The sequence below is a fragment of the Paenibacillus chitinolyticus NBRC 15660 genome, from assembly GCF_000739915.1.
GTDB lineage: Bacteria > Bacillota > Bacilli > Paenibacillales > NBRC-103111 > Paenibacillus_F > Paenibacillus_F chitinolyticus.
Map to the genome: position 1 here is coordinate 133,529 of NZ_BBJT01000006.1, position 20,152 is coordinate 153,680.

Sequence of the window (20,152 nt, forward strand, 5' to 3'; positions counted from 1 at the left end):
TCAACTAAACTGATTGTCCGTCGCTGCGGACGGGACTTTACGGATAAGTGACGGCGGCTCTCGATCTGCCTCATCCAACTTTTCCCATAAAGATTGAAAGTATTGTACCACCTCCGTCCGGTTCATGCTAGTGAAATTTTCAATCCCTTATGCTAAAGTAAGATGCAAGCGGTTGGGGCATTCTTACCTTTAAATTCGTCCCTCATCCTTCAAACCAGATTAAAGGAGAATTCTCATGTCACACGTGATAAAAAAACATGTCATCTTCAAAAGAGACAAATGGAATATGGTTACGGTTGAAGTGAACGGTTCCCGGCTTGTCGCCAGGGAGATTTCGGACCAATGGGGTGAAGACACTCATACTTTTCTCAGCCGGCCGGCCTTGATGCAATGGGCTCGGGAGCGATTCCCGCGGGATCTGTTCGAGGGGACCGACGAAGAATATGACGCCATGATGGAAGCTTTCCGCAACGTCTGAATCAGGCTAACAAATGTCTTGACGTATTTGCGACACGCGCGTTATACTGAGCACAGAAAACTAAATGTACGGGACAGTCAAAGGGGAGTAGCTTCTACAGTAAAGTCGTCAGTTCGGGTTGGACAACAGCCCCGGCTTTATTGGCAACGAAAGTTGTTAGCAAGACCTTTGCCAGCACGCTGGTAAAGGTCTTTTCTTCTTCGCTGGAGAAAAATGCCTTTACCGGATAATTCGGTAAGGCATTTTTTTGTAGATTGCCGTCGAATTAGAAGTCCCGGACTTGCAAACCCTATTTTAAGATGAAGGAGTGAACTCACTATCATGGACTGGTTCTCAACAGCATCCTTGCTTACCTTGCTCAACATCATTATCATCGATCTCGTGTTAGCGGGAGACAATGCCATCGTCATCGGGATGGCTGCCAAAAACGTACCCAAGAACCTGCAGAAGCGGGTCATCCTTTGGGGGACTGCAGGTGCGGTCGGTATCCGCGTAGTCGCAACCGTTCTCGTTGTGTATCTGCTTAAAATTCCCGGCCTGCTCTTCGTAGGCGGACTGCTGCTGGTCTGGATTGCGCTCAAGCTTCTCACGGATAAAAGTGATCACGACAATATCGCGGCGAAAAATACGGTCGGAGCCGCGATAACCACCATTATCGCCGCCGACGCGGCAATGGGCATCGATAACGTGATTGCGATTGCCGGTGCGGCTCACGGCCATATCGGCCTCGTCATTATCGGACTGCTGGTAAGCGTGCCGATCGTCGTCTGGGGAAGCACCATTTTCATCAAAGTCGTCGACCGGTTTCCGATTGTCATGTACATCGGTTCCGGGGTACTCGCCTATACCGCAGCCAAAATGCTGACGGAAGAAAATTTCATTATGCACGATTATTTCTCCGCTAACCCGCTTGTAAAATGGCTCTTTATCGCCGTCGTTATCGTCGGAGTACTCGTAACCGGTTATGTCGTGAAAATGTCCGGTTATTCCGTTAAGATCAACGACCGCGGCCAGCTCACCCTTCCCAAGCATGTGGGCCACGAAGCCAACATCGCACCGGAAGACCGGTTTACCGTGCAGTCGGATCCGAGCGGCCGTCTCGTCTTCGTCAAAGTAGGTCCGGACAAAGATCCGAAGTCCGTTAAATCCGCCGGCTGACGATCAAGCTCCGCATCCCGTGAATCTCCCGGACCCGCCCCTTTCCGTTGAAAGGCCGGCGGGTTTTTGCGCGTTAGCCGGAAAAGAGGGAAATCGTCCGCATGAAGCGAAATTGTATGGCATACTAGTTAAAACGCTTAATGGCATGAGGTGAACGTATTTTGGGGATTTCAAATGATGCATTGCTCTTTATCATCGCGGGCTTCGCTTTCGCGCTGCTTGTGCTTTATTCTCGCAACCGAATACCGGAACAGTTGCGCAGGCCGATGGCCATTTTCGCGCTGATCCTGGTGGTCTGCTCTTTCTCGTTGGTGGTCGTATCTCTGTTTAAATTAGGAATGGCGGGGTAATCGCGGGCGAATTTACTTCCCATACGCATTCCCCTATAATGATAATTAATCTTCCGATCGGTCATACTAGACGGGATTCCCGAAAAGTCAACTGGGAAAATCCGTCTGGGGAGCGTGAAACCGTATGCGCCTCTTACCGATCGCCCTTATGGCCGGATTGCTCGCGTCCACGCTGGTTCCCGGCAGCGGCGCGCATTCGGCCGCCAATCCGAAATCATCTGTCAGGAGGGTTCCCATGAACCAAATTCCCGTTCGTAAAGACGTCCCGGCCGAGCACCGCTGGAAGCTGGAGGATCTTTTCGCCAATCAAGAAGCCTGGAACAAAGAATACAACGAAACGAAAGAAGCATTGGGCAAAATCGGCCAATTTCACGGCAAGTTAAGCGATCCAGCCGCTGTGAAGCAATGCTTCGAGCTGGAAGACGATATTTCCCTACATACCGAAAGACTGTACGTGTATTCCAACATGAAGCACCACGAAGATATGACGGACCCTACATACCAGGCTCTGTCGGATAAAGCCCAGAAGCTCAGCGTGGAAGTGAGCCAGGCGCTCTCTTTCATCTCGCCCGAAATCGTGAGCCTATCCGAAGAGCAATTAAAGGCGCTCGTGGAGAACAAGGATCTGGCGCCATACAAAACGACGCTGGAAGAAATGATCCGCCAGAAGCCGCACGTGCTGTCCAAGGAAGAAGAAGCGCTGCTGGCGATGGCCGGTAATATGTCCGGCGCTCCGAGCAACATTTTCGGCATGATCAACAATGCGGACATGAAATTCCCTAAGGTGAAGAACGAGAACGGCGAGGAAGCCGAGCTGACACACGGAAGCTACATCCAGTTCCTCGAGAGCCGCGATCGTCAGGTTCGCGAGCAAGCTTTCAAAGCCGTTTACGAGACGTATGCCAAGCAGAAAAACACGATAGCCGCTACGCTTTCGTCCAACATCAACAAGAACATCTTCTATTCGCAGGCGCGGAAATATCCGTCCGTTCTGGAGATGTCCCTGTTCGGCGACAACATCAAACCGGAAGTATACACGAATCTGATCGATACGATTCACGAATCGCTCCCGCTTCTTCAGCGCTACATGAAGCTGCGTAAGAAGCTGCTCAAAGTCGACGAGCTTCACATGTACGATCTGTTCGTGCCGCTTGTAGACGATCTCAAGATGAAAATCACCTACGACGAAGCGAAAGAAACGATCAAGGATAGCCTGGCTCCGCTCGGCAAACCCTACGTGGAAACGCTGGAAAAAGGCTACAACGACGGCTGGATCGATATTTACGAAAACCAGAACAAGCGCAGCGGCGCCTACAGCTGGGGCGCTTACGGCACGCACCCTTACGTGCTGCTTAACCACAAAGAAAATCTGAACAGCATGTTTACGCTGGCGCATGAAATGGGCCACGCCATCCATTCCTACCTGTCGGACGAAAATCAGCCGTACCGGGACGCCCAGTACACGATTTTCCTGGCCGAAGTGGCTTCCACGCTCAACGAAGCGCTTCTGATGGACTACCTGCTGAAGCATACGGACGATCCGAAGAAGAAGCTGTACCTGCTTACTTATTATGCCGATCAGTTCCGTACGACCGTGTTCCGCCAGACCATGTTCGCCGAGTTCGAGAAAATCACGCACGAGAAGATGGAAAAGGGCGAATCGCTTACGGCACAGGAGTTCAGCAAAATCTATTATGATTTGAATACCCTCTATCATGGTAAAGAAATGGTAGTGGACAAAGATATCGAAATGGAATGGGCGCGTATCCCACACTTCTATAACAGCTTCTATGTGTATAAATATGCGACGGGCTTCTCCGCTGCCACGAGTTTCTCCAAACAGATTCTCGACGAAGGCCAGCCTGCCGTGGAACGCTACCTCGGCTTCTTGAAGAGCGGCGGAAGCGACTATTCCATCAACATTCTGAAAAAAGCCGGCGTGGATATGTCAACTCCAGAGCCGATCAAGCAGGCTATGAGCGTATTCGCTTCCGTGCTTGATCAGATGGAAGAGCTGACGAAGTAATTCACGCGGACTTCTCCCGAGCTTTAAGGCCGATGAACCGTTTCACGGCCTTTTTGCCGGTTTAAAGGAGAGATTTTTCATGAAGTCGAACCGTATTCAATGGCTGCTCATCGGCGCTCTTATTTTCGCCCTTATTACGACGGTTTTCGCAGTGGTGAACATGGATCAGGTTCGTGTCAATTTCGTGTTTATGGAAACGAACGCGCCTCTTATCCTGGTCATCGTGATATCCACGGTTCTCGGCGGACTTATCGTCGGCCTGTTCGGCATTTTGCGTCAGGTGCAGATGCAGAAAGAAATCAAGGAGCTTCGCAAAAAGCTGAGCGGCTCCGCCGTTCCCGCCGATACGGAAGTGCTGCCGGGCACTGCCGCCGCAGAAGCCGCTTCCGCTTCTTACGAAGAGCGTCTGCCCGGCGAGGAAGCCTCCGGCAAGAAAGAGTTCGGCAAGAACAACTCCGGCGCGCTGTAAGCCAAAACCGAAAAACCTCCATCCGTGCGGCCGTTACGGCCTGCCGGGATGGAGGTTTTTTCTTGTTTCGGCACGTTAGGCCAAGACGCGGTGGGTTGCACCATCGGCGGGCGAGCGGCGGCGCGTCAAGCCCGGCAGCGGCTCGCAGGCTGTTCACAGCCAGCCTGCGAGCAGGGCCGCCGCAAGCGCCGCGGCGCCGCCGAAGAGCGAACCGATGACGTTCACGGCATCGTTCGTCATCCAGGCGAAGCCCCGCAGCGGCTCGGCGGGTGAGCCGCAGTGCGAGCCGCGCTCGATGTCGCGGCCGCACACGGCGCAGCGGTACATCGCCTGCCACTTCGCGCCGATCAGCGAATCGGACAGCGATCCGGCGAGGCCGCCGGCCAGACCCGCCGCAAGCAGCGGCAGCAGCGTCTCCAGCGGATGCTGCGCCCCGGCGGTCAGCACAGCGGCCGCCTGCCGGCCGGACGCAGCCGCCACGGCCGCGGCGGCGTCAGCGGCTCCCGTGACGGCGCCGCTCCCCAGCCTGGCCAGCAGCCACGCCGCCGCGCCGATAAAGAGCCCGCCCGCGCAAGTCGCGAGCAGCCCGAGGGCGGTGACCCCGCCGGACGTGCCGGGAGCGACTTTGCGCCCCGTCAGGATGGAGCGGGGAGCGGTCCGGCTCAGCCCGCCGATTTCCGTGGCCCAGGTATCGGCCGTGACGGCGGCCATAACGCCTACGAAAGCGGCCCACCAGGCGGGATGAGGGGCGATCACCGAGCCGATGCAAAGCAGAAGCCCCAGGCCCCCGTTTGCGGCCACTTGCCCGGCGTCCCGGTTGCCGCTTTTGGCGTAGCCTGATTCGATGGCCGCTTTGCGCTTATGCTTGTACTTGGACAGCAGCGTCGAAGCAACGAAAAACGCGATCAGGGTGCCGAACCAAGCGGCCGAGCCGAGCGAATACATCAGCGTGCCCAAGACAACCGCCGCGGCCGCGCCCGACACGGTCAGGGAGCGCTTCGAATAGGCGGCCCCCGCCACCAGGACGCTTCCCAGCAGCCCTATCCACACATCCATTCCCGACATTCTCACATCTCCCCTTCTTTCAATCATCCGAACAAAAAACAAGACAAAGCAATGCCTGCAAAAGACGGCGGCTGCAAACCGCGGGTTTCGTTTTCCGTATTTCGGGTAAAAATAAGAATAGATCCCGCATCACACATTCGTTTATGAGGGGAGATTTTAATCATGGAAACCAACCGAAACAAGCCGAACGAGGCCATCAACCCGATTACGGATGAAAATAAGCATAACCCTTACACCAATCAGAAAAATAATGTCCGTAAATATGAGAATGAAGATCTCGAATCCGTAAAAGAGCATGAATATCATGACGCCAAGCAAAATTCCGCTGATCGCGACATCAACGAGGTCATGAACGGTTCGATGGCGCCGAACATGGATGAAATCAAACAGCTCGGCAAAGACATGGAAGGCATGAAAACCAACGAGGACCTCACGGAAGAAGGCCTTCTTCCCGACCCGATTCAGAACGAGCGCGAAGAAGAAGCTTCCCGCTAATTTCCGCCTTAGGTCCATTATGGCAAAAATCGCCCTTTCAAGCAAAACACACCCCCACTCGGGAGGTGTGTTTTCTGCTTTTCAGGAAGCGGGTTCGATGGCTTTGCCGCGTATCTTAACACCGTAAGAAATGGACTGGAGAAAATCCAACTGCTTTTTGTCGTAAGCCGCGTCCCTTTTCACAATCTGATCTTTTTGAATGTAATACGGGTTGAATTCTGCGGTGATCTTTCCGTTGATCAGCTTTAATGAAAGAAGTCCGGTGTCCGCTTTTGCGTCTTTCACATAATCGGGAAATAAAAAATTGCCGATGGAATATGCGATGGGCTTGCCTTTGTAAAATTCGAATCCTTGCAGAACGTGCACATGGCTCCCGATGATTCCGTCGGCCCCGGCATCGATCATTTCTTTGGCGAAGGTCCGCTGCCACTCTTCCGGTTTGTGGTTTTTCTCTACTCCCCAGTGCATATAGACGAATACATAGTCCGCGTCCTTGCTTTCCTGCCGGATGACCGGCAGAACGGCGGATTTGTCGTAAGCCTGAGCTATCCCCGGCGTATCGGGACCCGCAAACCAGTCCCGGCTCGGAATGAACCGGGAAAAGGCAAGAAATTTGATCCTGGCCCCGTTAATTTCGACGGTTTTGGCTTTGTACGCTTCCGCGGCGTTGCGGCCGCCCCCGATATAAGGGAGACCCGCTTGCTTCAGGTGATTCAGCGTATCCAGAAAACCCTGTCTCCCGAAATCGAGCACATGATTGTTCGCTATGGAAACGAGATCGAATCCGGCATTTTTTAATCCTTTCAGGGACGGCGGGTCCGATTTGAAATTATAGAGCTGGTTCGTATCCTTTTCGGTCGCGTCGGTCACCGATGTTTCCAGATTCACGAAGGCGTAATCCGCCTTGGAAACTTCCGCTTTTACAAACTGAAAAGGATAATCCGGCCCCTTCTTCTTGATCGTTTCCTTCACGGACCAATCCATCAGTGCGTCCCCGGCAAAAATGAGATCAACGGCTTCATGATCGCCCACTTTTTTGCGGACGGCAGGAGCCGTGTCCTGCGAACCCTTCGGCTTTTCGGTCGCTTTGGTTTCCCCTCGGTTCGCCGGTTTATCCGCCGGTTTCGTTTCCTTATTGCCGGTCGGTTCGCTTGCGGCAGCCTCCGCCGGCTCCTCCGTTTTCCCCGGGACCGGAGATGCCGCGGGTACGGGCGTTTTCTCCGGAGCCGGCACCGCAGAGGAGGCGGGCTGATTGTCGCCGCCCGTCTTGGCGACCGGCTGTTCCGAAGACGCTGCGGCGAGCGGAGCGGATACCGCGTCCATTTTTATTTTGACAAGCATCAGTCCCGTAACGAGAACTGCGCTGAAAATCGCAGACACGATAAGAAGGGTCAATCTCTGTTTTTTCATCGGTCCCCTCTACTTTCCGCGGCAGGGCATTTCATCCTGTCCCTCCTTACAGCTTAACTGTGCAGCGGCCGAAGATCTCCTCGCCCCAAAGAAGCTCGAATACGTCCCCGTCCACGCAGGCTCCGACGCCGGCAGGCGTGCCCGTATAAATCAGGTCCCCCGCTCCGAGGCCGTAGTTTGCGGCCACATAGTCGACGATAGTTTGCAGCGGGAAAATCAGCTCCCCGATATTGCCCCGTTGGACGGTTTCGCCGTTGCGCACGGTCTTGAATTCCGTCTTTTCCAGTTCGGCCGCACCCGGAAACGGGCGAAGCGGACTCAAGGCAGCGGAGTTCAAAAAGCCTTTGGCGGCCAGCCAAGGATGGCCTTTTTTCTTCAAAACGCTTTGAACGTCACGCAGGGTGAAGTCAATCCCCAGTCCGAAAGAATCGACAAGCTCATCCACCGTCATTCCCGGCGAATAAGGCTTGGAAATATGAAGAACGAGCTCTCCCTCGTAGTGGATTTCTCCTTTGCCTTGAGGCAGCTCGAGCAAATCCCCTTCCATTGCGGCAAGCGCATGCGTCGGTTTCGTAAAGATCATCGGCTCTTCCGGCACGTCGTTGCCCAGTTCGGCGGCATGAAGCTTATAGTTGCGTCCTACACAGTAAATGTTGCGTACAGTTCCCGTCATCGGTCACTCAACTCCCCGTTCTGAATAAGGGCATACATGGAAAAAGGCCCTCTAGCGATTATAAACGTTCCGCTAAGGGGCCTCAAGGAGAACACCGGTTTTAAACTGATTTTTATCGGAAGCTTCACGGCTGTCACGGTTGTACTTCCTAACGCTTATTGAATCGGATTGGAGGAAGAATCGCCCGCTTTGGAAGTCAGCGCTCCGCTGTCGGGTTCGTCCGTTTGCTCTTCCTGTCCGCCTCTTTGGGAGTTGACGACAGGTGTCTGGGCGTGGGAAGCCTGCCTGGTCCCGGCGGCGGAAGCGGCGTAGCCGGACTGGTGCTGCTGCGCGCCGCTGTGCGTCTGCGTACTGCTGTGCTGCTGAGTGCCGCTGTGCGGCTGGGTTCCCGAACCGGTTTGCGGCGTGTAATTCCGCTCCCCTTGATACGTGGAATTGGAAGCTTGTACATAGGACGGGCTTTGCGTCTGATAAAGCGCCTGCTGGCCTGCGCTCTCATACCCGTAAGCGGAGCCGTAGCCCGAAGCGCCGCCTCCCGTATAAGAGGAAGGCTGTGCGAAGCCGGGAGCGTCCGGCTGCTGCCCTTGGCCTCTATAAGCCGAGCTGCCGTAGGAATGAGTCCCATAGCCCGTTTCCGTTCTTCCGTATGCGGAGTACCCGCCGTTATCCGGCTGAGCGTTGTAACCCCCGTTGTAACCGTAGGCGCCCGGCTGATGGTTTTGCGGCTGGTAACCTTGCGGCTGATGGCTCTGCTGATGCGGCTGGCTTCCACCGGCACCCGGATAGCCGTACAAGTGATTTTGGCCGTAGTCGGGAGCATAGCCGAATTCCTGAGCGTAGCCGTAACCTTGGCCGTAGTTTCCCGTGATCTGGCCGAAATCCGATTCACGGACCGGTTGGAAAGTGTGCAGGTAGGTTTTGGCCGTATGGTCGTGAAGCGTCGGAACCTGGTACTGGCCTTGACTGTTCATGAACAGAAATACTTCATAGGCATGATCCGCGGCCGCATCGGCTGCTGTAAGAAGCATCCGGCGGACATTGGGATCGGCGCATTCCAGCGCGGCCGTCATTTGATTTTTCGCGCTGTTTTTGTGGCAGCAGAGTATGGCGGATAAAATCTGTTCGTCATTGAAGGAGCCGTCCGTTTCCGGTGAGACCGGGGCAGGGTGGCGCAGGCCGTACAAAATATCCTGGACCGAGACAAACGGCGGCTGTCCGTAAGGCGCATGGCCCCGCGCGGCGCTGTAGTCATGCGTGTAAGCGACCAGCTCGTTGTAGTGCTGCACCCCCGCTTGAAGATGATGCTCGGCGATCGCTTTCACCTGCGGATGCCGGGCCTGCCGGGCGTAAAAAGAAAAATGCTGGATCATATTTATTTTTTCGGTCAATACTTCGTGAACCTCTAACGTTTCATGGGCTCCGAATGGCATGGACAAGCAGCTCCTTTTGTAAGTTCTTTTACGCTTACAATTCCCTTTCTATGGGAAATTTATGCAAGAGAAGCCGATTGCCCCCGCCTTACCGGGTTAAAGATAGGTAGAACCTTGGAAGAAGCATAAATCCTTATAGCCCTTCCCTAAGCATGAAGGAAAAAATATCTTCTTTTTGTGATATAATAAGGGGATGAATTCCAGAACGGCGCAAAAGTATAGCAAGTACAACTAGAAATGGGGGAATTGCATGATCAATTGGAAAGTAAACTTGGCGGTTTTGTGGGTCGGACAGTTTTTCGTAATGGCAGGCATGACCATGATCATGCCGTTTCTGCCCTTATATCTCAAAGAGATGGGCTTGCAGGACGCGCAGGAAATCGCAACTTGGACGGGCATTATTTTTGCCGGAAACTTCGTCACTTCCTTCCTCTTCCAGCCATTCTGGGGAGGAATGGCGGACCGCTACGGACGCAAAGTGATGCTGCTGCGCTCCGGCTTCGGAATGGCGGCCGTCATGACGACGATGGGCTTTGCCCATGCCCCGTGGGTGCTCCTGCTGCTGAGGCTCGTTAACGGCACGATCTCCGGGTACGCTCCCGCTTCCGTCGCTCTCATGTCGACGAACACGCCGCGCGAGCATATCGGATTTGCGATGGGAACGCTCCAGTCGGGTGCGGTAGCCGGCTCCATTCTCGGCCCGTTTATCGGCGGCCTGCTGGCCGAGCTTATCGGCTTCCGGTACATCTTCTATGTAACCGGAGCCATGCTTTTTATCGCTTCGATGGTGACGATGCTGCTGGTCAAGGAGAAATTCAACGCCGCCGAAGCCAAAAAACAGCCGAAAATATCGGTTATTCAGGGCTATAAGGACCTGAGGCCGATCCGGCAGCTGCCGACGCTGTATTCGATCACGTTCGTGATCCAGTTCTCCATCCAGTGCTCCATGCCGCTGATGGCTCTCTTCGTCGAGGAACTCCACGGCACGGGGGAACTGCTCGCCTTCTACGCGGGACTTGTCGCGTCGATCACCGGGTTCTCGAACATGGTGGCCGCCCCCCTTCTCGGAAAATTGTCCGATAGAATCGGCCCGCAGCGCATCTTGTTCGTTTCACTTATCGGTGCGGCCATCTTCTTCATTCCGCAGGCTTTTGTGCAGAACGTCTGGCAGCTGATGGCTGCCCGGTTCTGCCTCGGCATTTTTATCGGCGGACTTCTGCCGACGGTCAATTCCCTGATCCGGACCTACACGCCGGTCGGAATGGAAAGCCGCTCGTACAGCTTCAATACGAGCGCCCTGGCTCTCGGCAACATGCTGGGACCGGTTATCGGCGGCGCTCTGTCCGGCTTCCTGAACATCCGCGAGCTGTTCCTGTTCGCAACCGTCATGCTTGCCATTAACGCGGCATGGTCGTACCGCACGCTGCTCGGCAAGCACAAGATTTCGGACGGAGCCTTGTAAGGAACGAACGGGCGGATGGGCGCAGGAGAGTAGCGCTTGACGGAACCGTTTTGGCGGCCAGACGCCTTCAACCGCCAAACCAAACAAAAAAGAACGATCCTTTTTACCGGCTGCGTCCGGGCGGATCGTTCTTTTTGTTGTTTGATTGTAGCTCACTCCGGAAGACAAGCGAGCCCGGAGTCCTATTTCACCCGCGCCACCGCAAGCCCGTCGTAAGCGGGAAGCATCGTGCTTTCAAGGCGAGGATCGGAAGCGAACCGGCGGTTGAACTCCCTCATCGCTTCGACCGATTTCTTCGTAACGGCCGCATCGATCGTCCGCCCCCGCATCAGAATATTATCGCCTATGATAATGGCGCCCGGGTTGGCCAGCTCGATGGCATGCTCCAGGTACACCGGATAATTCACTTTATCCGCATCGATAAAGAAGAAGTCGAACTTCGCACCTTCCTCCTTCAGCGCGGCTAAGCTTTCTACGGCGTCAGCGACCCGGTACCCGATCTTGTCCCCGAAGCCGGCCTTGGTCACGTTCTGCCGCGCCGTTTCCGCGAAGGCGGCGTTCACCTCCAGGGAGAGCACCTGTCCGCCGTCGCCAAGTCCTCTGGCCAGGCAAATGGCGCTGTATCCGCCCAACGCTCCGATTTCGAGCACCCGCTTGGCGCCCGTCAATCCGACGAGCATAGTGAGCAGGCGGCCATAGCCGGGAGCAACCGAAATATCGGGCATGTTGTTGGCCCGGATAGCCTCTTTCACCAACCCGAGCGCTTCATCTTCCGCGTAGAGCGCTTCCAGGTATTCCTCAGGCCCGGGAGCCGTTTTCTCCGAACCCCCGTTTGTTTGATCCGTCATTTTTTCCACGGGACATTCCTCTCTTCTGCATATGTATTCAGCAACTGTCCTCAAGGTATGAGACAGTCCTGGAACAGCCGGTTCATCGGCCAAGCCAAACGCACCATTGCGACACGTGAATCCCATGCACGCGCGGCGCTGATCTGTGAGGTCATTGTATATGAAAAAACAGGCGCCTTCAACCGCCCGGCGGCTGATTTCGGCAAGATTGGCATTTGTCTCCCGCGCCTCTTTCGCCTATACTTAGAAATTACACGGATACCACCCGAAAGGAAATGAAAGCATGGCTAAATTGGATTTGATCGCCACCTGTCCCATGGGGCTGGAAGCGATCGTAGCAAGAGAGGTCAAAGAACTCGGTTACGAGGATGTGACCGTCGAGAACGGGCGGGTTACCTTCACGGGGGACGAATTGGCGATTTGCCGGACGAACCTGTGGCTGCGTACCGCCGACCGCATTCTTGTCAAAATGGGGCAATTTGAAGCGCGGACTTTCGATGATTTGTTTGAAGGCACCAAAGCACTCGACTGGCCCGCCTGGATTCCCGAATACGGCGAATTCCCCGTGGAGGGCCGTTCCCATAAATCACAGCTTTCCAGCGTCCCGGCCTGCCAGGGCATCGTTAAAAAAGCCGTCGTTGAGAAAATGAAAGAACGCTACCGAACGGAATGGTTCGAAGAAGACGGCCCCCGCTATGTGATCGAGGTCGCTCTCCTTAACGACATCGCCACTCTGACGATCGATACGACGGGCCCGAGCCTGCACAAACGGGGATACCGGAAGCTTGTGACCGAAGCTCCGCTCAAGGAAACGATGGCGGCGGCTCTGGTAAACCTGAGTCGCTGGAAGCCGGACCGCCCGCTCTACGATCCGTTCTGCGGCTCCGGCACGATTCTGATCGAGGCCGCCATGTTGGGCTGGAATATCGCGCCCGGCCTGCGCCGCTCCTTCCCCTCGGAGTATTGGGACATCATCGGCCAGAGTCGCTGGGAGCAGGCCCGGGAAGAAGCCTATGATTCCCTTAACGACGACATTCCGCTGGAAATAGCGGGCTCCGACATCGATCCGAAAGCGATTGAGGTCGCCGAGGCGGCCGCCAAAGCGGCCGGCCTTTCCAAGGAGCTGAAGTTTTATGTCGAGCCTGTAGCCAAAGCGAAGCCGCGAAGCGACTTCGGCTGCCTGATCACGAACCCGCCTTACGGCGAGCGGCTCGGCGAACAGAAGGAAGTGGAGCGCGTGCTGCGCCAGCTCGGACAGCTGACGGGTTCGCTTCATACATGGAGCTCGTTCGTCCTGTCACCGAGCAAGCAGTTGGAGCATTATTTCCCCCGTCCGGCCGACAAGCGCCGCAAGCTGTTTAACGGACGGATCGAATGCCAGCTGTATCAATATTTCGGACCGCTGCCGCCGCGCCGGCGGAATACGGAACCCGTGGAATAATAACGGCAGATTTACACCTGCCCGGTCTAAACGCAAACCCCGATTTGTTCATTCGCTGAACGAACCGGGGTTTTATTTTGTCCGCAGGCTGCCATGACCGCGATTTAGCCCGGGAAACTCTGGTGAACCGTCATGCGGCACGACTCCGCCCGACCGGGAGCTGCGAGTAATCGGCGAAATGTAAATACCCGGCACAGAACAACGTCGATTGTGTAGCGTGAACCCGGAAAAACCGGGCCTATATACTCATAAATCCCGAAATAAGAATCGAAAACAAATTTTTTTGATAAATTTTTGATAAATTCTTCCCATTTTTCTTTGTATATGGTACTATTTTCATAGGAAATAGTACCCAATCATTTCTGACTATTTTATTGTTTATAGGGGGAACCGCTATGCAAGGTATTCTGGCGCTTGTCTTATTTTTTATCTCTATGCTTATGTTTGCAGCTCTCGTTCATTCGAAATCGAAAGGCCAGAACCAGCGGTTCCGCTTTCTTCATCACCCGTTGTTCCGTAAAACGGCCGTGGTCGTTTCCGTTCTCGCCTTTCTGCTCGCGGTCGTAGTCAGCCCCAAAGCGGATGAAGGACCGCACACCGAAGCGAAGCTTACAACAGCGGCTGTAACGGTACGATAAAGTCCGGAATAGAATCCGGAAAGCAAGAGTGAACATCGCAGTCAGTCACCGCTCTGACCCCATACCAAGACTAATCAAAAACAAAAACGGCCTCCAGCCGCATGTATGCGGACGAAGAGGCCGTTTTTTTCTTTGTCGGATAAGAACCCCGGGAAACGAAGCACACTGCTTCGCAGCTATGCCGACCCGGTGGCGGCGTATTCGCCTTCTATCCGTTTTGTAAGCAGCTGACTCCCCCGCCAATATAAAAACGAGCTGGTGACCGTCACGACCGCCATGACCAGAAACATATTGCCGCCGATCGAAGCTAGCAGAAGACCGCCGACCCACGGGCCGATAAAATGTCCGAGGCTGGTAAGGGTCTGCGCCCCGAAGTACGTGCCCCGCATATGGTCCGGGGCGATTTTATCCATAAGCATCGTGGATGCCGGAAAATTGAGCGTCTCCCCGATAGTGAAAACGACCATCGAAGCGATAAGCAGCAGCCAGTGGCCCGAAAGCGCGAAGCCGACGTCCCCGAGCGCGAACAGGAGATTCCCCACGACGATCGCCGTAAGCGGAGACTTCCGGTCCGCCAGCTTGGACAACGGAATCTGGAGCACGATCACGGTGACTGCATTGACGCTCATCATCGCCGCGAACAGCTGGACCCCTTGGGCAAAATTTTCGTTTACGTACTGCGATAGGGTAATGGCCATCTGGGAATAGCCGATCGCGCCGATCATCCCGCCCAGCAGCTGGTAGCGCAGGATCATGTCCTTGCGGACGACTCTCCATGCGGCTGCGAACGTTACCCTTTCTTTGACTTCCTTGGATACGGTCTGAACTTTGAATTTTCTCATCATAACGACGAGGAAGATTCCGTAGAACAGATAAACAATTCCTGTAAGAAGAAAAGGAAGCGAGCCCTTCACCATCCCGAAGGCCGCACCCAGCAGGGGACCTACCGCCACGCCGACATTGATCGCCAGATAGCGGAGCGAGTAGACCTGCAGCCGTTTTTCTTTTTCAGTCAAATCCGCCATGAGCGCCTGAGAAACCGGCTCGTAGAACGAACGGCACAGTCCGCTGATCAGATTCAGCAGAAGAAATAGCAGAGGATGCGTCACTAGCGAAAAGCCGACAAAGACGGCTGCCCATGTAAACAGCGCCCCCTGCATGACCGCTTTGCGGCCGATCCGGTCCGAGAGCGTCCCCCCGATAAAGCCGCCTACCGTTCCCGCCAGCGAGCTTGCACCGATAACGAGACCGATCATCCCTTTGCTCATATCCGTTGTGGCTACGAGGTAAAGCGCCAAAAACGGCATACTCATGGAGGAAGCTGCCCGCGCCATCACTGTACCGAACAGAAGCGTATGCACGAGCGGGTGATACGAAGATAAAAAATGCCGTATTCGATTCAAGCCAATCAGTCTCCTTCCGAACATTTCCGGGAATCCGGCCGACCGGGTAACCAGGAAGGCATTCGTTTACCTTCGGTCAATTGTTATATATTTTTGTTATTATACACGACAATTCGTCCAGCACAACAAAAAAATCTTGCCGCCCGGTACGGACAGCAAGATTAAGGACGGAGAGCTCAGGCTCTTCCGCCGATCGGACAAGTTTCAAGCCGGACGGATAGACGATCGTCAACATCACGCCGCACTGCTCCCGGCACGCGGGTGCAGCATCGCCCGACAAACGGCGGCCCGTATGAGGGCTCCGTCCATTCGCCGGGTCACACGAGCAGACGCCCGTTTTCCAGAATCAGCTCGTCATCGATATACACGCGCGGTGAGAGCACCATGAGATCGATGTGGACGCCGGCCGCTACGGTTCCGCCAAACGTATTGTTGCTCCCGAACGCCACATGGATCGTGCCGTACACCTTCTCGTCCTCAAGCACGACGCCGGTGATCCGGGCCTTGTCGTTCGTGCCGATGCCGAACTCGCCCAGCAGCCGGCCGTCCCCGTCGCCGAGCACGGCAAGCAGAGCCTCGCCCTGCTCCCCGTCCGCTCCGACAAGGCGGCCGTTCTCCACGGTCAGCGTGAGCGGAGACGTCACTTTGCCGAGCCCAGCAATGGAACCGTCCACGAGCAGCGTGCCCGAAGCGCTCCCTTCCACCGGGGCGATATAACCTTCTCCCGAAGGGAGGTTGCCCGATTCGCCCGGATTCAGGTAGACGCCCGTGCTGGGCACGCCCGCTCTGCCCGCGATCGAGAAGGTGAGCGCCGTGTGCTCCTTCTCGATCTTAACCCGGCTCCCGGCGGTCAGCCGGGCGGTCACGCGCTCGGTCAGCTCGCGCACTTTGGCGTAGTCGGCCGAGATCGCCCCTTCACGGAACATATCTTCCGTGATGGTCGGCATGGTCGCCACGCGCGTGCCGCTGGCCGCCGCTTCCTTGCGCGCGCCCGTATGCGTCAGCGAGTGCTGCGTGAGGCAGACGGCCACATCCGCCTCGCGCATCGCCGCCGCAACCGGAGCAGGAGGCTCCTGGCCGGACTTCTCGCGGTGCTTCATGACGACGAGGGAGGCATCCGCCCCCAGCTCCAGTCCGGCCTGATGTACATGCTCGGCAAGTTCTTTCTTATAGTCGTCGGCCACAACGACAAGCAGCTCACCCGGCTTTACGCCAAGGCTCGACTGCAGCAGCGATTTGCTGATTTCGATTAAGGAACGGTCCATAGTCATCGTTACAATCTCCTTTAAATCTTGCGGATTGCCCGGCCGTGCCGGGCTGACGGCTCCGGGTTTCTTGCGCTGCCGGGACGCCGCCAGCCTTACTGCCGACCCGAGCTGTCCTGCTATCGTATCACGCCCGGCCTTCTTCCGTCATGTCCCGGGTCATCCAGACCAGCTCGTGAACGGTCTGAAACCCTTTCTCCTCCAGCAGGCGGAGCAGATCCGTCCGGCTCGAAGGAATATGCGAAGCGCTGAACGAGACTTCCCCGTAACCGTCCAGGACCGCCTCCAACAGAGTCCTGAGCACAGTCTCGGGCTCCCGGTTGTCCGGCGAGGCTTCACACTGGTAAAGGGTGACGCCGGCAAGTTTGCCCGAAGCTTCGTAGACGCGCTTGTACAGGGCGTAGCCGGCCGGCTTGCCGTCTTGGAGCATAATCAGCGACTCTCCCGCCGTCAAACTGGCCCAGTGCACCTGCCAGGCACCCAGGGCCGGATAGAACGGCAGGAGACCGGCGTCTCTGGCAGTGCCGTGGCGCAGTGTGTACCGACCGGCGGCGGACTGGCTGCCATCCGCGTGTCCCGCTTCCGCTGCCGACAGAGCAGCATGCCCTCCCCGGCCTTCCTGAGACGCGTCCGCCTGCCGTGACGTCGCCGCTAAGCCGCCGGAGGCATTGGCAAGCCCGCCGGCGCGTACAGCCGCTGCATCCGGCAGTCCGCCGGTCTCTCCGGCCGCCGGAAGCAGCGCATCGCCCAAGGCTCCCCGGCTCTCGCCGGTCCCCTCTGCCGGACCGCCACCCGCAGCTCCGCCCGCTTTGCGGAGCACAAGCAGCGTGTCCCGGGTAACGTAGCCCACGCTTTCATAGAGAGCGATCGCCGGGACATTGCTCGCAAACGCTTCGATCGTAGCCGTATCGACGCCTTCTTTGCGGTAAATGTCCAGCGAGGCTTCGATCAGCTTACGGCCGACTCCTCGGCCCCTGTGCGCCGGAATGACTCCGGTGCCCCCGTTCCAGGAAATTTTTCTGGCCCCCGCCATACGGATGCCGTTCAAAACAAACCCGACCGGCTGTTCCCCGTCGAAAGCGACAATGGAATGCTGCGGCGATAATTGTTCGTATGCCTGTCTCGTCATAAAGGCATCCGGATTCGTAGTCATGTCGACTAAGTACCCGGAAAACCCGGCGTTCCATACCTGAACGGCCTGGTCTAAGGTACACTCGGATAATTTTCGGATCACAATCATCTGTCCCTTCCTCCTCTTCCCTATGTATACCGCTAGTATACCACTCGAAATAACCCAGTAAAAACCAGTTTTGACCCGTTTCTTCCTACGGAGAAACCGTGCTTTTGCGTTCAAAAGTACTAGCTTTGTCCCGGCGGAAAGCCGCAAAGGTCCTGAAAAGTTCCGCCTTGGGCAGGTTTGTGGAAAAAAACGGTTCGTCATATAATGGAAGTTAGAGAGAGGGAGGAGAGAGCTCATGCGAATTGCCATCAGCGGAGGAACCGGGTTTATCGGCGGACATCTTATCGCCCATTTCAAAAAGCGGGGAGATGAACTTATTCTCATTTCCCGTTCGGCTTCCGGACATGCTTATGCGGGCGTCCAAACCGTAACTTGGTCGGAGATTGAGCACAGTCCCCGGTATCTTGAAGGTATAGACGCCTGGATCAATCTGGCCGGCTCCACCATTAATCAGCGCTGGAGCGAAACCGCCAAGCGCCAAATCCTATCTTCCCGACTGAAAACGACGGCGGCTGTCGCCTCAGCCCTAAAGGCGCTTCAAAACAAGCCCCCGGTGGTCGTAAACGCTTCGGCTATGGCGATTTACGGCACATCCGAAACTCATACATACGATGAATTCAGTCCCGCCCGTGCCGACGATTTCCTGGCTGAAGTCGTGAAGGAATGGGAGGAAGCCGCCGACCGGATTCCCGCGGAACGGATCGTCAAAATCCGTACGGGTCTCGTGCTCGGAACCGACGGCGGTGCCTTCCCCAAAATGGCTCTTCCGTTCAAATTCGGCGCGGGAGGCCGGATCGGCAGCGGAAGCCAGTGGATGTCCTGGATCCATATCGGGGATATGGTCGCTTTGATCGATGCCTGTATCCGCAATGAAGATATATCCGGTCCCGTGAACGCGACCGCCCCTCATCCGGTCCGCAACCGGGAATTCGCCCAGACACTGGGCAGCGTGCTCCGGCGGCCCCATGCCCTGCCGGTCCCCGCCTTCGCTTTAAAGCTTGTCCTGGGGGAGCTCTCCATGCTTCTGCTGGAAGGACAGCGTGTTCTTCCCCGCAAGCTCCTGGAGCATGAGTTCCAGTTCCGTTATCCGACGCTGGAAGAAGCGCTTCTGGACCTGACCGGCGCCGAAAGGCCCGCTTGAACAACCGGAAGCGGGTCTTTCGGCCAAATAAAAACGGCCCGGTTCCCCGGGCCGTTTCTTCGGCTACTTCAAAAACTTCTTCGCGTGCTCGATTGCTTCGTCTTCGGTCGGCGCTTTGATATAACGGCCGTTAATAAAAACGAATGCGTAGCGGGCGCAAGGACCGCAGTATGATTTGCAGCCGACTTTAACTTCGGCATCCGATGCAAGCTTCTGAAGCTTAGGCAGCGCCGTTTTCACCCGCATATGCTTGCATTTATCGCAAATCCGGATATCATTAGCCATTAATGATCCCCGTGATTGCCCTTGCTCGGATTCGTAATCATGAATCCTTCTTGCGGAATGTAGAAGTAATCGATCCGGATGCCGTCGAGCAGCGGCTCATCTTTCTCCAGCAGGACGTCAATATCCTTATCGGTAGAAACGACTACATCATTATCCGTTTGTGTATCGAGACCAAGCGCGTAGTGAGCGTGATCGCCGTGGTTGTGGCTTACCTGGACGCGGACCAGAAGACCCTTGTTCTCTTCTTTCTCCAGTTCGAGTTTCAAAACTTTAGCTGCGTTGCGCGTAATTTTGACGTTCATAGTGTAGTCACATCTCCTGAAAAGTTATCATTCTTTCTTTTAATCTTTATTGTAAAGAAAGCTTCGCCTGAAATCAACAAGAAGTCACAGTCCGGAGGAGGCAAAGCCGTGACAATTCGCGGTATCAACCATTTACTAGTTTCCGTTTCCGATCTGGAGCGCTCGATCCGTTTCTACCGGGAGGTGCTAGGCGCCAGACTGCTGGTGAAAGGGCGTTCCCTTGCCTACTTCGACCTGGGAGGCCTATGGCTGGCCTTGAACACCGAGCGCGAGATTCCGCGCAATGAGATCCGCCAGTCCTATACGCATCTCGCTTTTACGGTGGACGAGAAGGATCTGCCCGCCCTCGAAGCGAAGCTTGCCGCCTGCGGGGCTCTTCTACCGGGACGGGAGCGGGACAGCCGGGACAAAAGCTCGCTCTATTTCGAAGACCCCGACGGGCACAAGTTCGAATTTCACACCGGCACGCTTCAGGACAGGCTGGACTATTACCGGGAGGACAAAGGGCACATGCGGTTTTTCGACGATCCGATGGTGGAGTAAAGGCTGCAATAAGAGGGAATTCGCACCGTT

Annotated in this window: 21 protein-coding genes; 10 read left to right on the forward strand and 11 right to left on the reverse strand. The window is 55.7% G+C overall.

Features of this window, described 5'->3' with window-relative positions; all coding sequences use genetic code 11:
- Positions 1-235 precede the first annotated feature (235 nt).
- Together PCH01S_RS16030 and PCH01S_RS16035 are read left to right on the forward strand one after the other, a co-directional pair.
- The gene (locus tag PCH01S_RS16030; RefSeq protein ID WP_042230882.1) at positions 236-478 is read left to right on the forward strand and encodes a hypothetical protein; all 243 of its coding nucleotides are present in this window, start codon (positions 236-238) and stop codon (positions 476-478) included.
- 321 nt (positions 479-799) lie between these two features.
- Positions 800-1,636: a TerC family protein gene (locus tag PCH01S_RS16035; protein WP_042230883.1), complete on the forward strand. Its 837-nt coding sequence runs from the start codon at positions 800-802 to the stop codon at positions 1,634-1,636.
- Between the two features lie 226 nt (positions 1,637-1,862).
- Here the strand turns inward: PCH01S_RS16035 and PCH01S_RS31040 are convergent, their stop codons facing one another.
- Positions 1,863-2,009, reverse strand: a complete 147-nt coding sequence (locus tag PCH01S_RS31040; RefSeq protein ID WP_174446823.1) for a hypothetical protein — start codon at positions 2,007-2,009, stop codon at positions 1,863-1,865.
- A gap of 212 nt (positions 2,010-2,221) precedes the next feature.
- On the opposite strand from PCH01S_RS31040, the gene pepF reads away from it, so the two are divergent.
- Both pepF and PCH01S_RS16050 read left to right on the forward strand, forming a co-directional pair.
- The gene (gene pepF, locus PCH01S_RS16045) at positions 2,222-4,012 is read left to right on the forward strand and encodes an oligoendopeptidase F (RefSeq protein ID WP_174446824.1); all 1,791 of its coding nucleotides are present in this window, start codon (positions 2,222-2,224) and stop codon (positions 4,010-4,012) included.
- Positions 4,013-4,091: 79 nt separating this feature from the next.
- Positions 4,092-4,481, forward strand: a complete 390-nt coding sequence (locus tag PCH01S_RS16050; RefSeq protein ID WP_042230886.1) for a LapA family protein — start codon at positions 4,092-4,094, stop codon at positions 4,479-4,481.
- Between the two features lie 153 nt (positions 4,482-4,634).
- Here the strand turns inward: PCH01S_RS16050 and PCH01S_RS16055 are convergent, their stop codons facing one another.
- Positions 4,635-5,537 (reverse strand): DUF92 domain-containing protein, encoded by a 903-nt coding sequence (locus PCH01S_RS16055; protein WP_377649771.1) that lies wholly within the window; start codon positions 5,535-5,537, stop codon positions 4,635-4,637.
- Positions 5,538-5,708: 171 nt separating this feature from the next.
- On the opposite strand from PCH01S_RS16055, the gene PCH01S_RS16060 reads away from it, so the two are divergent.
- On the forward strand, positions 5,709-6,041 hold the full coding sequence (locus tag PCH01S_RS16060; RefSeq protein WP_042230888.1) for a hypothetical protein: 333 nt from the start codon (positions 5,709-5,711) through the stop codon (positions 6,039-6,041).
- A gap of 81 nt (positions 6,042-6,122) precedes the next feature.
- On the opposite strand, the gene PCH01S_RS16065 is transcribed toward PCH01S_RS16060, so the two are convergent.
- The 3 genes from PCH01S_RS16065 to PCH01S_RS16075 all read right to left on the reverse strand — a co-directional run bounded on the left by PCH01S_RS16065 (position 6,123) and on the right by PCH01S_RS16075 (position 9,554).
- Positions 6,123-7,451 carry a CapA family protein gene (locus tag PCH01S_RS16065; protein WP_042230889.1) on the reverse strand — a complete coding sequence of 443 codons (1,329 nt, stop codon included), beginning with the start codon at positions 7,449-7,451 and terminating at the stop codon, positions 6,123-6,125.
- A 46-nt stretch (positions 7,452-7,497) separates the two neighbouring features.
- Positions 7,498-8,124, reverse strand: coding sequence for a fumarylacetoacetate hydrolase family protein (locus PCH01S_RS16070; RefSeq protein ID WP_042230890.1), 627 nt, complete (start codon positions 8,122-8,124; stop codon positions 7,498-7,500).
- A gap of 155 nt (positions 8,125-8,279) precedes the next feature.
- Complete coding sequence (locus PCH01S_RS16075) at positions 8,280-9,554, reverse strand: spore coat protein (RefSeq protein WP_042230891.1); 1,275 nt, start codon at positions 9,552-9,554, stop codon at positions 8,280-8,282.
- A 250-nt stretch (positions 9,555-9,804) separates the two neighbouring features.
- Between PCH01S_RS16075 and PCH01S_RS16080 the strand changes: the two genes are divergently transcribed.
- Positions 9,805-11,016, forward strand: a complete 1,212-nt coding sequence (locus PCH01S_RS16080) for an MFS transporter (RefSeq protein WP_042230892.1) — start codon at positions 9,805-9,807, stop codon at positions 11,014-11,016.
- 182 nt (positions 11,017-11,198) lie between these two features.
- On the opposite strand, the gene PCH01S_RS16085 is transcribed toward PCH01S_RS16080, so the two are convergent.
- Positions 11,199-11,864, reverse strand: coding sequence for an O-methyltransferase (locus PCH01S_RS16085; RefSeq protein ID WP_042231182.1), 666 nt, complete (start codon positions 11,862-11,864; stop codon positions 11,199-11,201).
- A 283-nt stretch (positions 11,865-12,147) separates the two neighbouring features.
- On the opposite strand from PCH01S_RS16085, the gene PCH01S_RS16090 reads away from it, so the two are divergent.
- Positions 12,148-13,305 (forward strand): THUMP domain-containing class I SAM-dependent RNA methyltransferase, encoded by a 1,158-nt coding sequence (locus PCH01S_RS16090; protein WP_042230893.1) that lies wholly within the window; start codon positions 12,148-12,150, stop codon positions 13,303-13,305.
- Between the two features lie 395 nt (positions 13,306-13,700).
- Positions 13,701-13,943: a hypothetical protein gene (locus tag PCH01S_RS16095; protein ID WP_042230894.1), complete on the forward strand. Its 243-nt coding sequence runs from the start codon at positions 13,701-13,703 to the stop codon at positions 13,941-13,943.
- 176 nt (positions 13,944-14,119) lie between these two features.
- Here the strand turns inward: PCH01S_RS16095 and PCH01S_RS16100 are convergent, their stop codons facing one another.
- The 3 genes from PCH01S_RS16100 to PCH01S_RS16110 all read right to left on the reverse strand — a co-directional run bounded on the left by PCH01S_RS16100 (position 14,120) and on the right by PCH01S_RS16110 (position 17,851).
- Positions 14,120-15,346, reverse strand: coding sequence for an MDR family MFS transporter (locus PCH01S_RS16100; protein ID WP_042230896.1), 1,227 nt, complete (start codon positions 15,344-15,346; stop codon positions 14,120-14,122).
- Positions 15,347-15,663: 317 nt separating this feature from the next.
- Positions 15,664-16,611 carry an aminopeptidase gene (locus PCH01S_RS16105; RefSeq protein WP_042231183.1) on the reverse strand — a complete coding sequence of 316 codons (948 nt, stop codon included), beginning with the start codon at positions 16,609-16,611 and terminating at the stop codon, positions 15,664-15,666.
- 127 nt (positions 16,612-16,738) lie between these two features.
- A complete protein-coding gene (locus PCH01S_RS16110; RefSeq protein ID WP_042230897.1) occupies positions 16,739-17,851 on the reverse strand; it encodes a GNAT family N-acetyltransferase in 1,113 nt (370 codons plus the stop codon).
- A 235-nt stretch (positions 17,852-18,086) separates the two neighbouring features.
- Here PCH01S_RS16110 and PCH01S_RS16115 point away from each other — a divergent pair, with 235 nt between their 5' ends.
- A complete protein-coding gene (locus PCH01S_RS16115) occupies positions 18,087-18,992 on the forward strand; it encodes a TIGR01777 family oxidoreductase (RefSeq protein WP_042230899.1) in 906 nt (301 codons plus the stop codon).
- A gap of 63 nt (positions 18,993-19,055) precedes the next feature.
- On the opposite strand, the gene PCH01S_RS16120 is transcribed toward PCH01S_RS16115, so the two are convergent.
- Both PCH01S_RS16120 and PCH01S_RS16125 read right to left on the reverse strand, forming a co-directional pair.
- Positions 19,056-19,277 carry a YuzB family protein gene (locus PCH01S_RS16120; RefSeq protein WP_042230901.1) on the reverse strand — a complete coding sequence of 74 codons (222 nt, stop codon included), beginning with the start codon at positions 19,275-19,277 and terminating at the stop codon, positions 19,056-19,058.
- Complete coding sequence (locus PCH01S_RS16125) at positions 19,277-19,579, reverse strand: heme biosynthesis protein HemY (protein WP_042230903.1); 303 nt, start codon at positions 19,577-19,579, stop codon at positions 19,277-19,279. The genes PCH01S_RS16120 and PCH01S_RS16125 overlap by 1 nt, the downstream gene beginning before the upstream one ends.
- Positions 19,580-19,687: 108 nt before the next feature.
- On the opposite strand from PCH01S_RS16125, the gene fosB reads away from it, so the two are divergent.
- Positions 19,688-20,122, forward strand: a complete 435-nt coding sequence (gene fosB / locus PCH01S_RS16130) for a metallothiol transferase FosB (protein ID WP_042230905.1) — start codon at positions 19,688-19,690, stop codon at positions 20,120-20,122.
- Positions 20,123-20,152 lie beyond the last annotated feature (30 nt).

Bases quoted from the DNA above. Each gene is read 5' to 3' on its own strand.
- PCH01S_RS16030 (WP_042230882.1), top strand. From the start codon at position 236: ATGTCACACGTGATAAAAAAACATGTCATCTTCAAAAGAGACAAATGG.
- PCH01S_RS16035 (WP_042230883.1), top strand. From the start codon at position 800: ATGGACTGGTTCTCAACAGCATCCTTGCTTACCTTGCTCAACATCATT.
- PCH01S_RS31040 (WP_174446823.1), bottom strand. From the start codon at position 2,009: ATGGGAAGTAAATTCGCCCGCGATTACCCCGCCATTCCTAATTTAAAC.
- pepF (WP_174446824.1), top strand. From the start codon at position 2,222: ATGAACCAAATTCCCGTTCGTAAAGACGTCCCGGCCGAGCACCGCTGG.
- PCH01S_RS16050 (WP_042230886.1), top strand. From the start codon at position 4,092: ATGAAGTCGAACCGTATTCAATGGCTGCTCATCGGCGCTCTTATTTTC.
- PCH01S_RS16055 (WP_377649771.1), bottom strand. From the start codon at position 5,537: ATGGATGTGTGGATAGGGCTGCTGGGAAGCGTCCTGGTGGCGGGGGCC.
- PCH01S_RS16060 (WP_042230888.1), top strand. From the start codon at position 5,709: ATGGAAACCAACCGAAACAAGCCGAACGAGGCCATCAACCCGATTACG.
- PCH01S_RS16065 (WP_042230889.1), bottom strand. From the start codon at position 7,451: ATGAAAAAACAGAGATTGACCCTTCTTATCGTGTCTGCGATTTTCAGC.
- PCH01S_RS16070 (WP_042230890.1), bottom strand. From the start codon at position 8,124: ATGACGGGAACTGTACGCAACATTTACTGTGTAGGACGCAACTATAAG.
- PCH01S_RS16075 (WP_042230891.1), bottom strand. From the start codon at position 9,554: ATGCCATTCGGAGCCCATGAAACGTTAGAGGTTCACGAAGTATTGACC.
- PCH01S_RS16080 (WP_042230892.1), top strand. From the start codon at position 9,805: ATGATCAATTGGAAAGTAAACTTGGCGGTTTTGTGGGTCGGACAGTTT.
- PCH01S_RS16085 (WP_042231182.1), bottom strand. From the start codon at position 11,864: ATGACGGATCAAACAAACGGGGGTTCGGAGAAAACGGCTCCCGGGCCT.
- PCH01S_RS16090 (WP_042230893.1), top strand. From the start codon at position 12,148: ATGGCTAAATTGGATTTGATCGCCACCTGTCCCATGGGGCTGGAAGCG.
- PCH01S_RS16095 (WP_042230894.1), top strand. From the start codon at position 13,701: ATGCAAGGTATTCTGGCGCTTGTCTTATTTTTTATCTCTATGCTTATG.
- PCH01S_RS16105 (WP_042231183.1), bottom strand. From the start codon at position 16,611: ATGGACCGTTCCTTAATCGAAATCAGCAAATCGCTGCTGCAGTCGAGC.
- PCH01S_RS16110 (WP_042230897.1), bottom strand. From the start codon at position 17,851: ATGATTGTGATCCGAAAATTATCCGAGTGTACCTTAGACCAGGCCGTT.
- PCH01S_RS16115 (WP_042230899.1), top strand. From the start codon at position 18,087: ATGCGAATTGCCATCAGCGGAGGAACCGGGTTTATCGGCGGACATCTT.
- PCH01S_RS16120 (WP_042230901.1), bottom strand. From the start codon at position 19,277: ATGGCTAATGATATCCGGATTTGCGATAAATGCAAGCATATGCGGGTG.
- PCH01S_RS16125 (WP_042230903.1), bottom strand. From the start codon at position 19,579: ATGAACGTCAAAATTACGCGCAACGCAGCTAAAGTTTTGAAACTCGAA.